Annotated in this window: 13 protein-coding genes; 9 read left to right on the top strand and 4 right to left on the bottom strand. The window is 67.2% G+C overall.

All coding sequences use genetic code 11. The annotated features are described in order from the left end of the window. Nucleotides 1-18: 18 nt before the first annotated feature. The 8 genes from HNO81_RS14725 to HNO81_RS14690 are packed head-to-tail and all read left to right on the top strand — an operon-like array spanning nucleotide 19 to nucleotide 9,405. Nucleotides 19-1,656, top strand: a complete 1,638-nt coding sequence (locus HNO81_RS14725; protein WP_175318852.1) for an ABC transporter substrate-binding protein — start codon at nucleotides 19-21, stop codon at nucleotides 1,654-1,656. A 21-nt stretch (nucleotides 1,657-1,677) separates the two neighbouring features. After that, nucleotides 1,678-2,634 carry an ABC transporter permease gene (locus tag HNO81_RS14720; RefSeq protein WP_175318851.1) on the top strand — a complete coding sequence of 319 codons (957 nt, stop codon included), beginning with the start codon at nucleotides 1,678-1,680 and terminating at the stop codon, nucleotides 2,632-2,634. Between the two features lie 3 nt (nucleotides 2,635-2,637). Then, nucleotides 2,638-4,761 (top strand): dipeptide/oligopeptide/nickel ABC transporter permease/ATP-binding protein, encoded by a 2,124-nt coding sequence (locus HNO81_RS14715; RefSeq protein ID WP_175318850.1) that lies wholly within the window; start codon nucleotides 2,638-2,640, stop codon nucleotides 4,759-4,761. Beyond that, complete coding sequence (locus HNO81_RS14710) at nucleotides 4,758-5,564, top strand: ATP-binding cassette domain-containing protein (RefSeq protein WP_175318849.1); 807 nt, start codon at nucleotides 4,758-4,760, stop codon at nucleotides 5,562-5,564. The genes HNO81_RS14715 and HNO81_RS14710 overlap by 4 nt, the downstream gene beginning before the upstream one ends. 51 nt (nucleotides 5,565-5,615) lie before the next feature. Continuing rightward, a complete protein-coding gene (locus HNO81_RS14705; protein WP_175318848.1) occupies nucleotides 5,616-6,533 on the top strand; it encodes a dihydrodipicolinate synthase family protein in 918 nt (305 codons plus the stop codon). A 9-nt stretch (nucleotides 6,534-6,542) separates the two neighbouring features. Next, nucleotides 6,543-7,496: an ROK family protein gene (locus HNO81_RS14700; protein ID WP_175318847.1), complete on the top strand. Its 954-nt coding sequence runs from the start codon at nucleotides 6,543-6,545 to the stop codon at nucleotides 7,494-7,496. A gap of 8 nt (nucleotides 7,497-7,504) precedes the next feature. Next, nucleotides 7,505-8,188 carry an N-acetylmannosamine-6-phosphate 2-epimerase gene (locus HNO81_RS14695; protein WP_175318846.1) on the top strand — a complete coding sequence of 228 codons (684 nt, stop codon included), beginning with the start codon at nucleotides 7,505-7,507 and terminating at the stop codon, nucleotides 8,186-8,188. After that, nucleotides 8,185-9,405 (top strand): N-acetylglucosamine-6-phosphate deacetylase, encoded by a 1,221-nt coding sequence (locus HNO81_RS14690; protein WP_371818276.1) that lies wholly within the window; start codon nucleotides 8,185-8,187, stop codon nucleotides 9,403-9,405. Before HNO81_RS14695 ends, HNO81_RS14690 begins: the two co-directional genes overlap by 4 nt. A gap of 15 nt (nucleotides 9,406-9,420) precedes the next feature. Here the strand turns inward: HNO81_RS14690 and HNO81_RS14685 are convergent, their stop codons facing one another. The 4 genes from HNO81_RS14685 to HNO81_RS14670 form a co-directional block, all read right to left on the bottom strand. Beyond that, nucleotides 9,421-9,945 carry a YbhB/YbcL family Raf kinase inhibitor-like protein gene (locus HNO81_RS14685; protein WP_175318845.1) on the bottom strand — a complete coding sequence of 175 codons (525 nt, stop codon included), beginning with the start codon at nucleotides 9,943-9,945 and terminating at the stop codon, nucleotides 9,421-9,423. Nucleotides 9,946-10,088: 143 nt separating this feature from the next. After that, complete coding sequence (locus tag HNO81_RS14680) at nucleotides 10,089-10,856, bottom strand: glucosamine-6-phosphate deaminase (RefSeq protein ID WP_175318844.1); 768 nt, start codon at nucleotides 10,854-10,856, stop codon at nucleotides 10,089-10,091. Nucleotides 10,857-10,974: 118 nt separating this feature from the next. Continuing rightward, the gene (locus HNO81_RS14675) at nucleotides 10,975-11,706 is read right to left on the bottom strand and encodes a FadR/GntR family transcriptional regulator (RefSeq protein ID WP_175318843.1); all 732 of its coding nucleotides are present in this window, start codon (nucleotides 11,704-11,706) and stop codon (nucleotides 10,975-10,977) included. Nucleotides 11,707-11,835: 129 nt separating this feature from the next. Then, nucleotides 11,836-12,588, bottom strand: coding sequence for a ZIP family metal transporter (locus HNO81_RS14670; protein WP_175318842.1), 753 nt, complete (start codon nucleotides 12,586-12,588; stop codon nucleotides 11,836-11,838). 213 nt (nucleotides 12,589-12,801) lie between these two features. Here HNO81_RS14670 and HNO81_RS14665 point away from each other — a divergent pair, with 213 nt between their 5' ends. Beyond that, complete coding sequence (locus tag HNO81_RS14665) at nucleotides 12,802-13,278, top strand: sensor histidine kinase (RefSeq protein ID WP_175318841.1); 477 nt, start codon at nucleotides 12,802-12,804, stop codon at nucleotides 13,276-13,278. Nucleotides 13,279-13,493 lie beyond the last annotated feature (215 nt).

Raw genomic sequence — 13,493 nt, 5'->3', positions numbered from 1 at the left:
TTCTGAACGGTGAGGCACATGAATAACACCAAGAACCTGCCGCTGGTCAATGACGCCAGCCGCCGGAACTTCCTCAAGCTCGGCGGGGCCATAGGCCTGGCCGCAGCCTTCGCCAGCTCCATCGCGGCATGCGGTGGCCCGGCAGCCACTACCACGGGTGCCACCGGGAACAGCTCACCCATCAACAAGGACCTGACCATCGAGGCCGGCATCTCCTATGCCCTCTCCACCGGCTTCGACCCCATCTCGTCGTCCGGCGCCACCCCCATGGCGGCCAACCTGCACGTCTTCGAAGGCCTGGTGGAACTGCACCCGGCAACCCGCGAGCCCTACAACGCGCTGGCCGCCGCCGACCCCAAGATGGTCAACGACACCACCTACCAGGTGGCCATCCGCGACGGGGCAATGTTCCATGACGGCACCCCGGTAACCGCGGAGGACGTCGTCTTCTCCTTCACCCGCGTGATGGACCCGGCCAACAAGTCGTTGTTCTCCCAGTTCATCCCGTTCATCCAGGACGTCAAGGCCCTCGACGCCAAGACCGTCGAGTTCACCCTCAAGTACGCCTTCCCCGGGTTCGGACCGCGCATCTCGGTCGTAAAGGTCGTCCCCAAGGCGCTCACCAACTTCCCGGCCGGCTCCGACCAGCTGAAATCCTTCGACGCCAAGCCCGTTGGAACCGGCCCCTACAAACTGGTCTCTGCCGTCAAGGACGACAAGATCGTCTTCGAAGCCAACCAGGCCTACAACGGCCCCATGCCGGCCCTGGCCAAGGGGATGACGTGGCTGCTGCTTTCCGATGCGGCCGCCCGCGTCACCGCCATGCAGTCCGGCCGCGTCCAGGCCATCGAGGACGTCCCCTACCTGGACATGCAGGGGCTTAAATCCGCTGCCACCGTTGAATCGGTCCAGTCCTTCGGGCTGCTCTTCCTGATGTTCAACTGCACGGCCGCCCCGTTCAACAACAAGCTGGTGCGCCAGGCATTGCATTACGGCCTGGACAAGGATTCGATCATCAAGAAGGCCCTGTTCGGCAACGCCAAGCCGGCCAGCTCCTACTTCCAGGAAGGCCACCCGGACTACGTCAAGGCCAAGAACGTCTACTCCTACGACCCCAACAAGGCGGCCGACCTCCTCAAGCAGGCCGGGGTGACCAGCCTGGAATTCGAACTCCTCACCACGGACACCGCCTGGGTCAAGGACGTGGCACCGCTCATGCTCGAATCCTGGAACAAGATCCCCGGCGTGAAGGTGACCCTGAAGAACCTGCAGTCCGGCGCGTTGTACGCGGACCGCGTGGGCAAGGGCGATTACACCGTCGTTGCCGCTCCGGGCGATCCGTCGGTCTTCGGCAACGATGCCGACCTGCTGCTGAGCTGGTTCTACTCCGGCCCCACCTGGATGGACAAGCGCGCGTACTGGACCACCCCGGAACGGACCCAGCTGCAGGACCTGATGGACAAGGGCTCCAGGGCCAGCAAGGACGAAGCCAGGAAGATCACCGGGCAGATCGTGGACCTGGTCTCCGAAGAGCTTCCGCTGTACCCGATGTTCCACCGCCAGCTTCCCAGCGCCTGGGATGCCAAGAAGCTCAGCGGCTTCAAGCCCCTGCCCACCACCGGAGTTTCCTTCGTTGGTGTGGGCCGCACCGCCTAGCCACATCAACCGGAGACTACATTGACCACGATATTGCGCCTCCTGGGCCGTCGGCTGGCAGCCCTGCCGCTGATGGTCCTGGGCATCACCCTGCTCGTGTTCCTCGTCCTGCAGGCCGCACCCGGCGACCAGGCGGGCAGCGCCCTGGGCGAAGGAGCCAGCGAAGAAGCCAAAGAGCAGTACCGCCAGGCCAACGGCCTGAACGATCCCCTGCTGCTGCAGTACGTCCGCTTCCTGGGCAAGCTCCTCCAGTTCGACCTGGGGGTCACCACTCCCCCGGCGAAATCCGTGGCAAGCATGATCGGCTCTGCGTTTCCCCTGACGCTGCAGCTGACCTTCCTGGGCGTCATTATCGCCGTCGTGGTCTCCCTGGTCTTCGGCATCATCGGTGCCCTGTACCGGGACAAGTGGCAGGACCAGCTGGTCCGGGTCTTCTCCATCGCCGCGGTGGCGACGCCGTCGTTCTGGCTGGGCATCCTGCTGATCCAGTGGTTCGCCTTGGGTCCGGCACCGATGTTCCCCTCCGGCGGCATCGCCACCCCCGAGTCCGGCTTCGGCGGCTGGCTCAACTCCATGGCGCTGCCCGCCCTGGCACTGGGCATCCCGGTGTCGGCGTCCCTGATCAGGGTGGTCCGGACCTCCATGGTGGAGGAACTGGACCGGGACTACGTGCGGACGGCCATCGGCAACGGCGTCCCGTACCGGGAAGTGGTGTCGAAGAATGTGCTCCGCAACGCCCTGGTGACCCCGGTGACCGTGCTGGGACTGCGGATCGGCTACCTGCTGGGCGGCGCCGTCGTCATTGAAATGATCTTCGCGCTGCCCGGCATGGGCCAGCTGATCCTCAACGGCATCACCAACCTGGACGTGAACCTGGTCCAGGGCGTGGTCCTCACTATCTCCGTCACCTTCGTCCTGGTGAACATCGCCGTGGACCTTCTCTACCTGCTCATCAACCCCCGAATCAGGACCGTGTGACCCATGCGCAGCAAACTCGCTGAACGTCTGAGCGCCCCCGGACTCCGCTTCAAGGCCCTGCCCTGGGGCTCCCGGCTGGCCCTCGCCTTCCTGGTGGCGATCACCGTCGCCGCCGTCTTCGCCCCGGTCCTGGCACCGCACGATCCGCTGGAAACCTTCATGCCGGCCACGCCTCCGGGCGCCGAGCACTTCTTCGGCACCGACCGGCTGGGCCGTGACATCTTCTCCCGCCTGCTCTACGGATCCCAGTCCTCACTGATGATCGGCCTCGGGGCCGTGGGCCTGGCCGTGCTGGCGGGTGCCCTCCTGGGCTCGCTGGCCGCCACCTCCAGCAAGGCCGTCAACGAACTGCTCATGCGCATCATGGACATCCTGATGGCCTTCCCCGGCATCGCATTGGCCGCGGTGCTGCTGGCGGCGTTCGGCAACTCGGTGCCCACCATCATCATTGCCATCGCCATCATCTACACCCCGCAGCTGGCCCGGGTGGTTCGCGCCAACGTGCTGTCCCAGTACGGCGAGGACTACGTCCGCGCCGAGCGCGTCATCGGCGCCGGCCGGTTCTACATCCTGGCCAAGCACATCGTGCGCAACACCGCGGCCCCCGTCCTGGTGTTCGCTACGGTGATGGTGGCCGACGCCATCATCCTGGAAGCCTCGCTGTCCTTCCTGGGCGCCGGCGTGCAGGACCCTGCACCGTCCTGGGGCAACGTGATCTCCTACGGCCGCAACCTCGTTTTGTCCGGCGGCTGGTGGGCCACCACCTTCGCCGGCCTCACCATCCTCCTCACCGTCCTGGCGCTGAACATCCTCGCTGAGGGACTCACCGACGCCATGGTCAACCCCCGGCTGCGGCGCGCGCCGGCGGTGAAGGACGACGACGGTGCTGCCGCTTCCGTGGCCGGCGCCGCCGTCACCGGCTCCGCGGTGGACACGGAAGTGGCCACCTCGGTTGCCCAGCCGTCGGTCGTGGAACAGCACGAACTCGACGGCGTCCTGCCGGCTTCCGGAACAACCCCCACGGAAGGCCGGCAGGACACCCCATCACCGTTCACGGATAGCCGGACCGCCACCAACCCGCATGCCCTGCTGGACCGCGAGCTGGAACTGCTGGCCGCCGTCGAAGCAACCCGCACCGACCGGCTCCCGCAGGTCCCCGCCGATGCCCGCACCGTGCTGGAGGTCAAGAACCTCTCCATCCGCTTCCCCGACCGCTTCGGCGAGACAGCCATCGTGGACAACGTCTCCTTCACCGTCCGTGAAGGAGAAACCATGGGCCTGGTGGGCGAATCCGGCTGCGGCAAGTCCATCACCTCACTGGCCATCATGGGGCTGCTGCCCAGGACGGCCCGGATTACCGGCTCCATCACGTTCGACGGCAAGGAACTCCTGGACCCGGCCACCAACCACAGCAACGCCAAGGCCTACCAGAACCTGCGCGGCGAGCAGATCGCCATGGTCTACCAGGACGCACTCAGTTCGCTGAACCCGTCCATGAAGATCAAGGACCAGATGCTGCAGCTGACCCGGCGCGGCGGCCGCAAGACCCCCGCCGAGCTGCTGGAGATGGTGAAGCTGGACCCGGTCCGCACCCTGGCCAGCTACCCGCACGAGCTCTCCGGCGGGCAGCGGCAGCGGGTCCTGATCGCCATGGCGCTCTCCCGCTCACCCAGGATTGTGGTGGCGGACGAACCGACCACCGCCCTGGACGTCACCGTCCAGAAGCAGGTGGTGGACCTGCTCAACGAACTGCGTGAACAGCTGGGCTTCGCCATGGTGTTCGTCAGCCACGACCTCGCCCTGGTGGCATCCCTGGCGCACCGCATCACCGTGATGTACGCGGGCCAGGTGGTTGAGTCCGCCCAGGCCTCAGCGCTGCTGCAGAACCCGAAGCACGAATATACGCGCGGCCTGCTCGGCGCCGTGCTCTCCATCGAGGCGGACGCAGCGCGCCTGCACCAGATCCCGGGGACCGTGCCGTCACCGCAGGATTTTGCCCCCGGCGACCGCTTCGCGCCCCGGTCCCTGCGCGCTGACGCCGATCCCAACCAGCGACTGGTCCTCACCGCAGTGGGCGGCGGGTCGGACCACTACTGGGCCAGCCACCTGAAGGAGGACGCAAAGTGAGCGTATCCACCGGCAAGCCGGTCATCGAGCTCAAGGACGTAAAAGTCCACCACCGCGCCAGGACCGGAGGGCTGTTCCGGCCCACCATCGTCAAGGCGGTCAACGGCGTGGACTTCAGCATCAGCCGCGGCGAAACCGTGGGTATCGTGGGCGAATCCGGCTGCGGCAAATCCACCCTGGCCTCCGTCCTGGTTGGCCTGCAGGCTCCCACATCAGGCCAGGTGCTGTTCCATGGCAGGCCCGCCATCAAACGGAACGCCGCCATGCGCAAGGAGTTTGGCCGGGCCGTCTCGGTGGTGTTCCAGGACCCCGCCACCGCGCTGAACCCGCGCATGACCATCCAGGACATCCTCACGGATCCGCTCCAGGTGCACGGGATCGGCAACGCCGCTTCCCGCGCTGCCAGGGTCAGGGAACTCCTTGCGCTGGTGGGCCTGCCGGCCTCCGCAGCGGAAGTGACGCCGTCGCAGGTGTCCGGCGGCCAGCGCCAGCGCGTCGCCATCGCCCGCGCCCTGGCGCTCGAGCCGGACATCATCGTTGCCGATGAGCCCACCTCGGCGCTGGACGTGTCCGTCCGCGCCCAGGTACTGAACCTGCTTTCGGACCTGAAAACCCAGCTGAACCTCGGCATGGTGTTCATTTCCCACGATATCCAGACCGTCCGGTACGTCTCGGACCGCATCTGCGTCATGTACTTCGGCCAGATCGTGGAGGAAGGACCGGCTGCCCAGGTGTTCGACAACCCCCGGGACGACTACACCCGGAAACTCCTCGGCGCCGCCCCCAGTTTGCTTCACACCTGATTTTCCGAACCCCCAACCTTCCACCTTTAACCTTTCACATTGGAGTTTTCCGTGCCTTCCCAGTTCTCGGGCGTCATCCCCCCTGTCCTCACCCCCCGCCACGCAGACGGCAGCATTGACACCGCTTCGCTGCAGAACCTGACCAGGCACCTCTTGGACGGCGGCGTGTCCGGCCTGTTCGTCCTGGGTTCCTCCGGCGAAGTTCCGTACCTGACCGACGCCGAACGGTCACTGGTGGTCAGCACCATCGCCGACACCAACGCAGGTGCCGTCCCGCTGATCGTCGGCGCCAATGAACAGACCACCAACCGCGTCATCGACGAAGCCAAGAAGGTGATCGACCTGGGCGCGGACGCCATCGTGGTCACCTCCATGTACTACGCCATCGGCAACGCCGACGAAACCGAAACCCACTTCCGCAACATCCACGCAGCCGTTGGCGTCCCGGTGTTCGCCTACGACGTTCCCGTCCGCACCCACTACAAGCTCCCCACCGACCTGCTGGTCCGCCTGGGCCGCGACGGTGTCATCGCCGGCGTCAAGGACTCCTCAGGCGACGACGTCTCCTTCCGCCAGCTCCTGCTGGCCGCAAGGGACATCGACAATTTCGATATCTTCACCGGCCATGAAGTGGTGGTGGACGGAGCCCTCCTGGGCGGCGCGCAGGGCGTGGTTCCGGGCCTGGGCAACGTTGACCCGCGCGGCTACCGCAACCTGGTGGATGCTGCCGCCGCCGGCGACTGGACGAAAGCCGCCGCCGAACAGGACCGCCTGGCCGACCTCTTCGAGATCGTCTACACCCCCAAGGGCCGTGTCTCCGGCGGCGCTGCCGGCCTGGGCGCCTTCAAGACCGCGCTGCAGATCATGGGCGTGATCGAATCCAACACCATGAGCGTGCCGATGCAGGCGTTGAACGAAGAAGAAACCACCGCGATCAAGGTCATCCTCGAGCGCACCGGCCTGGTCTAGGCCCGGCACATGTACGCCATTGGTGTCGATCTTGGCGGGACCAAGACTGCAGCCGGAGTTGTCTCGGCGGAGGGCCGGGTCCTGTTCCAGGAGACCATCCCCACGCTGAACAGGGACGGCGGTGACGCCATCCTCGATGCCACGGCCGCCCTGGCCGCCCGGCTTCGGGACAGGGCGGCCGACGCCGGGATCACCGTCGCGTGCGTCGGCGTCGGTTCCGCGGGGGTCATCGACGCCGCCCGCGGCGTGGTGGTTTCCGCAACCGATGCCATCTCCGGCTGGGCCGGCACGGCACTCACGGCAGGCCTGGCCGCACGGCTGGGCCTGCCGCCGTCGTCCGTGCGTGCGGTGAACGACGTCCATGCCCATGCCTTGGGCGAAGCCTGGACGGGTGCCGCGTCGAACACCGCCACATCCCTGCTGGTCGCGTTCGGCACTGGCGTGGGCGGCAGCTTCGTGGTGGACGGCCGGCCTGTCCTGGGGCAGCGGTATGCGGGCGGCCATGTAGGCCACTTCGCCTCGCCGTATGCCGGCCACAACGGCCGGCCACTCCCCTGCGTCTGCGGCGGTTCGGGGCATGTGGAAGCCATCGCCTCCGGCCCGGCCGTCCTGGACGCCTATCTCCGCTCCGGCGGCACGGCGCCGGCAAGCGATGCGCGCGCGGTGTTCGCCCTCGCCTCCGGCGGCGATGCCACGGCAGCCGGCGTTGTCCGCACGGCCGCCGCCGCGGCGGGCCAGGCGGTGGGCGGCCTGGCCAATATCCTTGATCCTGGGGTTGTGGTGGTCTCCGGCGGCCTCGCCGGTGCCGGCGCACTCTGGTGGGAGCCCATGCAGGCTGCCCTCCGGTCCGAACTGCTCCCGGCCCTGCACGGCCTGGCCGTGGTGCCTGCGATGCTCGGCAATGCTGCCGCCATCGTCGGCGCAGCCCGCCTGGTCACCACCCCGCTGTCCTACCAAAGCTAAGGAACCCGATGCTCCTCCCACCCGAAGCCCTCGAATCCCTGCGCGGCCGGCTCATCGTGTCCTGCCAGGCGTACCCGGGCGAGCCGATGCGCGATCCGCGCACCACTGCCCAGGTGGCCGCGTCAGCAGTGATCGGCGGCGCGGGCGCGGTGAGGGTGCAGGGCCTGGCCGATGTGCAGCACGCGCGTTCAGCCGTGGAAGTGCCCGTGGTGGGGCTCTGGAAGGACGGGCACGACGGCGTCTTCATCACCCCGACGCTCCGGCACGCCCTGGCAGTTGCCAACGCCGGGGCACACGTCGTGGCCGTTGACGGGACGCGCCGCGACCGTCCGGATGGACTCACCCTGGCCCAGACCGTGGCCGGCATCCACCGGGGCTCCCACGCGCTGGTCATGGCGGACTGCGGTTCGCTGGAGGATGCTGCCGCCGCCGTCGAGGCCGGAGCAGACCTGATTGGCACCACCCTGGCCGGCTACACCGGCGAGCGCCCTAAAACCCACGGCCCGGACCTGGAACTGCTGGAGCAGGTGGCTGCGGCTGGTTTCGATGTCCCGCTGATCGCCGAAGGCCGCATCCATTCGCCCCGGCAGGCGCGCCAGGCCCTCGATGCCGGCGCCTTCGCCGTCGTGGTGGGAACAGCCATCACGCACCCGGCGTCCATCACCGGCTGGTTCGTGGACGCGCTGAAGTGACGGCCCAAGCCGGCGGGGCTGCGCCCGCATACGTACTGCAGGGAACCCTCCTCACGGACGGCACCCGGACCGAGGACGGCGTTATGGCGGTTTCCGGCACACGGATTGCCTACGCCGGGCCACGCGCCGGTTTCGATCCCCGCTCCCTGCCCGCGGCCCGGGCGCTGGAGTTGCCTCCCGGGAGCCTGATCCTCCCCGGGATGGTGGACCTCCACTGCCACGGAGCCGCCGGTGGAGACTTTCCGGGTGGCGACGCCCCTGCGGCTCGCACCGCCGTCGAATACCTCCACCGCAGTGGCACCACCACCTTGCTGGCAAGCATGGTCACCGCCTCCAGGGAGGACCTGTTGCGGAGCGCGGCGACGCTGAACCGCCTGGCCGGCGAAGGCCTGATCGCGGGGATCCATGCCGAAGGCCCGTTCCTTTCCCATACCCGGTGCGGCGCGCAGGACCCCCGGTTCCTGCTGGATCCGGACCTCGATCTTCTCAGCGAGCTGGCGGCAGCGGCCGGCGGTCACTTGCGCACCATGACCTACGCGCCGGAACTGCCCGGCGCCGGCCACCTGGTAGCCGCCCTGGTGGAACAGGGCGTGCTTCCCTCCCTGGGGCACACGGACGCAGACGCCGGCACGACGGCGGACTCGCTCACCGAAGCAGCCGGCCTGCTGGCTGCCTCCGGTGCCGAGGGAGCGCGTCCCACGGTCACGCACCTCTTCAACGGCATGCCGCCGCTGCACCACCGCAGCCCGGGCCCGGTGGCCGCCTGCCTGCGCCTCGCGGCAGCCGGCACCGTGGCCGTGGAACTGGTGGCTGACGGTGTCCACCTGGATCCCGAAACCGTCAGGATGGTGTTTGCCGTGGCTGGCGCCCGGAACATCGTGCTGGTGACCGACTCAATGGCGGCAACCGGACTGCCGGACGGCGACTACGACCTGGGGCCCGCCGGTGTCCGTGTCACAGGCGGCGAAGCACGGTTGCGCAGCAACGGCTCGCTGGCCGGCGGGACAGCAACCCTCCTGGACGTGGTGCGCCGGACGGCGGCAGCGGGCGTGGACGCGGCCCAGGCCGTCCTGTCAGCCACCGCCGTCCCGGCAGCAATCCTCGGCCTTGGCGACGAGCTGGGAAGTCTTCGCGCCGGCTTGCGCGCCGACGTCGTGGTGACTGACGCCGGATTCAATCCCGCCGTGGTCATACGCCACGGCCGACGGTTGGCTTAAAGTTATCCGTTCATTTCACTGGACTTCGAAGGTGGCGGTCAGCCTGGCCCGTCCGATCGCGTGCGAAAAAAGCTGGAAGCCAAGATAGGCGGGGTTTGCATCTGCAGGGATGTCGAGGTGCTCCACATCCACGGCGTGGACCACCACGTGGTAGTGGTGCGGACCGTGTCCCGCGGGAGGAGCCGCGCCCACAAAGCCCCGGAAGCCGGCATCGTTCATCAGCTGCACCGCAGGTTCGGGCAATCCCGTCTCCGCGGCACCCGCAGCAAGCGATGTGGTGGACGCAGGCAGGTTGAAGGCTGCCCAATGCCAAAACCCGCTGCCAGTGGGAGCATCCGGGTCCAAAACCGACACAGCAAAGCTCTTTGTCTCCGGCGGGAACCCCTCCCAGGAGAGTTGTGGGGACCTGTCTTCTCCGCCGTCGATTCCCATCTTCCCGCTTGCCTGGGCCGTGGCAAACGGTTGTCCGTCCTGGATGTCGGTGCTGCGCACGGTGAATTCAGGAAGCGTGGGAAGGGCGGCGTACGGATCGTGGGACATCTCTGGGGTACCTTTCCTGGCAACGGGAGGAATCGGCACAACGCGGTTGGCACGCGTTGCCTCGTGCACACTCTAACGCCGGGTCCTGGAGAAAAGTTCGACGGCGGCGCGGCCAAGGCCCAGGAGCGGCACCGGGCCGGCCGTCAGACGCCGACGGAAGCGTCAACCACGCGCACCTGGACGGGGTTGTTTCCAGGCTCCAGCCGCGCGGCGGCCGCTTGATCAGCCACGACAGTGACGTGCGGGTGGCGTTGCAGGACCGATGCAGGACAGTCTGCCGTGACAGGCCCGTTGAGGGCGGCGGCAAGGATTTCGGCTTTGTCCCGCCCGCTGGCCACGAGGAGCAGGTGCCTGGCTTCCATGATGGTGCCAAGCCCCTGGGTGATGCACCGGGTGGGGACGTCGGCGGGAGAGTCGAAATAGCGTGCATTGGCTTCCCGGGTGCGCGCAGCCAAGGTCTCCACGCGGGTGCGGGAGTCAAGCGCGGAGCCGGGTTCATTGAAGGCAATATGGCCGTTATGGCCGATGCCCAGCAGCTGCAGGTCGATGCCACCCGCGTCCCGGATGGCTGCATCGTAGTCAGCCGCGGCCTGGTGGGGGTCTGCTGCGGAGCCGGCCGGGACGCGCACATTGACGGGGTCAAGGCCCAGCCGTTCGGTGACCTCCCGGCGGACCACCTCGCCGTAGCTCTCCGGGTGGCCGGTGGGGAGCCCGACGTATTCGTCCAGCGCATAAGCCCGAACGCGGGACATCTCCAGTCCGTGGCTGGAAAGGGCCGCATAGACCGGCAGGGGTGAGCCGCCCGTGGCAACGCCGAGGACGGCGTCCGGCTTGCTGCGGATGACCGCTGCTATCAATCCGGCGGCCACGGTTCCGGTGGCGGCGGCATCGGGGACAACAAAGATTTCCACGGGGGAGGTCTTTCTCTTAGGTGGCGGAGCCCGTTCAGGGCAGGCGAAAGCCAGGCAGGAGGGCAGGATGATCCGGCGCAGGAGGTGGGAGCCCTGGCGCGGCCCCCGAAACGATCCGCTAGGCGGACGCGACGTCCTTGAGTTTTTGCCGGATACCGTCGAAGTGGCGCTGGAGCCGTTCCGCAGCCAGGGCCCTGTCCCTGTTGTCCACGGCTTCAAAGATGTCCCAATGAATCCGGGCCTGCTCCTCGAGGTTGACCGGCCCGTGGCCCAGGGCCTCATGGATCTGGCGGTAGACCTGCCAAAACACGTCCATGAGGTTGATGAGGAGCTCATTGTTCAGCGGCGCATAAAGCTTGCGGTGGAATTCGGCATCATGCTCGGCCAGCGGCTCGCCCTTCGCAGCGGCATCCTGCATCGCCTCCATGGTCTGCCGAAGGTCCGCCAGGTGCTCCTCGGTCAGCAGGTCGATGGCCGAGCCAATCAGGCCGGACTCCAGCGCCTGCCGGACGTCGATGAGTTCCATGGCTTCTTCGCCCTTGTGCCGGAGTGACAACCTTCCGCGGAAGGTCAATCCGGACACCAGGGCACTGAAGTTGTTGGGGGCGACGAACATCCCGAAGCCGTGCCGGATCTCGATGACGCCAAGGGCCTGGAGGACCTTAAGGGATTCACGGACGGTGTTCCGTCCCACCCCAAGCTCGGCGGACAGTTCACTTTCGGTGGGCAGGGCATCGCCCACATCCAGCCCGCGTTCCAGGATGAGCTCCATGATCCGGTTCTGGAGGGCGTGGGAGCGCAGTTGCGCACTGAATCTTGCGGGCGGCACCGCAGCGGATGTTACTGTCACGTCATCTCCTTCGGCCGCACCTGGCGGCGGCCTCTCGTCTTAGTTGAGTGTACAGGAGATGGGACGTCCTTCATCTGGTTTTCCACGGCCAATTTTGCAGGCCAGTTGCGCCGCGCCATTGGAGGGACGTCAGCCCAGGTGATGCACCGTAAAAGCGGTCAGGAACCCCACGGCCGCCGTCAGTCCGGTCAGGTTGTGGTGCTCCTCAAAAGCCTCCGGAATCATCGTGTCCGCCAGCATCGCCAGGATGCCACCGGCCGCAACGGACGTAATAAAGGCCACCAGCTCATCCGGCGCACCTTCCAGCGCCACATACCCCAGCAGGGCCGCCACCCCGCTCAGGACCGCGATGCCGCCCCACAGGCCGAACACGTAGCCCCGGCTCCGGCCGGCCTTCTTCATTCCCGCCGTACCGGACAGCCCCTCCGGAACATTGGAGATGAAGACCGCAGCGAGCATGGCAGGACTCACGGCCCCACCGGCCAGCAGGCCGACGCCCAGGACCACGGATTCCGGAATACCGTCCAGCAGCGCCCCTATGGCGATCGCCGTGCCGCTGCCGGGACTGTCCTTTTCGGAAGGTTGCTGGCTTCCGGAGCGCTTGCGGTGCTTGCCGCCGGCCTTGGCCAGGAGCGTGTTGGCGCCGACGTAGACCACCGCACCGGCCAGGAATCCCGCTGCGGTGGGCCATAGGCCGCCACCTTTGACGGCCTCGCCCACCAGCTCGAAGGCCAGGGCCGAGATCAGCACCCCCGCACCAAAGGACATGATGGTGGACACTACTTTTGACGGAATGGACCAGCGCCATGACACGGCTGCTCCCAGGACCAGGGCTGCACCGGCGCCGGTGCCCCACATCAGTGACATCAACCAATCAGGCATATGGTTTCCTTCCCCAGCCGTGCGGACATCAAACGTGCGACCGGTCACAGGGGCACCGTACGCCCGGTGGCCCATCCTTCCGGCACGCGGTGCGCCGCTGTCGAGATGCACCGCGCAGAATTGATGTGATCTTGAGCCAAACCTTGCCATCCCTGAACACTGCGGGTCCACTCTGGAGGCATCAGAGCAACAGCTTGTGGGGAGCAGGACGTCATGGGAAGCAGAACAGTCTTGGACAACGGTGTCACCACCGCAGGTGGCGTGCTGACCGACCAGCAGCCGCTGGACTTTCTCACGCTGGGGCTCGCCGGCTGCATTGACCGGCTGACGGCACCACTCCGCCAGCGCGGAACAGTGGTCCACTGGGATACTCCGCACTGGGGCATCGAAATCCCGGCGGATACCGCGTCCCTCCTGTACCAGGCAGCCCGTGAGGCGCTCAGCAACGCCTTCAAGTACTCGGCGGCGCACACGCTCACCATCCAGCTGGCAGCCGTTGACCATGGCATCCGCCTGGTGGTGGCCGACGACGGCACAGGCTTTGACAGCAGCCTCGCCACATGCGGGCGGCACCATGGCTACGGCCTGCGGCTCATGGCAGTCGCCGTGCAGGAAGCCGGAGGCGCCGTGGACATCAGCGCCGCCCCGGGGACGGGCACCAGCGTGACTGTGACGTTGCCGCTTGATTGAGCCAATGGCCCCGCCCGCAGGTGACACGCACACCTGCCCATAGACCCGGATGTCCGCCGTTGCTGGGACGGCGGACATCCGTATTTCCCGCCGGACCTATCAGCCCGGCAGCTCAGCCCCTTCGGCAGCGCCCGGCGACGAACGCCGGCTGATCCGCCCGCATCGCACTCAACCCTTGCACGCACGCCTGACGTCTACTACGTTGTAGATAAGGC

The sequence above is a fragment of the Pseudarthrobacter sp. C4D7 genome, from assembly GCF_013359725.1.
Taxonomy (GTDB): Bacteria; Actinomycetota; Actinomycetes; order Actinomycetales; family Micrococcaceae; genus Arthrobacter.
Note: the sequence above shows the minus strand (reverse complement) of the source record. Positions and strands in the feature narration are given on the sequence as shown.